The following is a 906-nucleotide window of genomic DNA, read 5'->3' as shown; positions in this document are numbered from 1 at the left end:
AAACTGGAGTGAGGATTTGCCAGATTTGGCAGAGGATCAGCGTTATCCTCCGCAGCTTATCCAGGTGAATAAGATTAATGATATCTGGATGGAGATTCCACGCTATGTAAATCATGGATGGTGGGGGATATGGTTTTTTGCACTCATACTAATAATACCGTTGGTCATGGCTATTGCTTTTACTTTCACGCCAGGGGTTGTTTTTATTCCTGCATTGCTATTTATGTGCTTAATAGCGATTTTTATTTTTTCATCATTCCTTATCTTTTGTCTCAAATCGGTTTTATTTGAGCCCCGAGGCGCACCAGTACGTTTTAACCGCAAACGGCAGAAAGTGTATGTCTATGAATATCAGCGTAGTAGTTGGAACCCTTGGTCACGTTGGCATGCGGTGATTAAGGTGTTTGACTGGGCAGATATTCACGCTGAGCGGGTGCTGATGGCCGGGCATGTCGACTGGGGGCACCGTGTCTACTGCGCTGTTTGCAAACCGGGCACTTACGAAGTTGTGGATCGATTTGTGTTGACCTGGTCCGTCGGCAGCATTTTTGACGCCTATGGCTTATGGAGCCATTGCTGCAACTATATGCAGGCCAAACCCGTACCGACCGCACCGCTACTGACAGAGATTCCCTGGAGCTGGACTCCCTTTAAAACCGTCCATTGGCCGCAAGCTTTGGACAAAGAATCAACCACTGCGCCGGATTAAAAATTATCTGAATGAGCGTACAGGCCGGATAAAACAGACCCAGATTTTACACTGGGTCTGAAGCTCAGCGCAGTTATGGGGCCGACTCCCACCATGTTGGGGACAGTTTTTGGAGGTACCAGCGGCCACTCTTATCTGAAGTCGGGTTTTGGTTCTGATGAATACGGTGAATATCTGAAAACCCCGACACTTCAGAC

At 47.6% G+C, this 906-nt stretch carries 1 protein-coding gene; it reads left to right on the top strand.

From position 1 onward, the window contains the following. Window positions 1-709, top strand: a 709-nt coding sequence (locus tag AC2A1E_RS24195) for a DUF6708 domain-containing protein (RefSeq protein ID WP_484385873.1), incomplete at its 5' end; no start/stop codon positions are given. Window positions 710-906: the final 197 nt, after the last annotated feature.

This window comes from Serratia sp. HNCC26DJ206, assembly GCF_057180605.1.
This window is presented reverse-complemented; position numbering and strand designations above follow the sequence as displayed.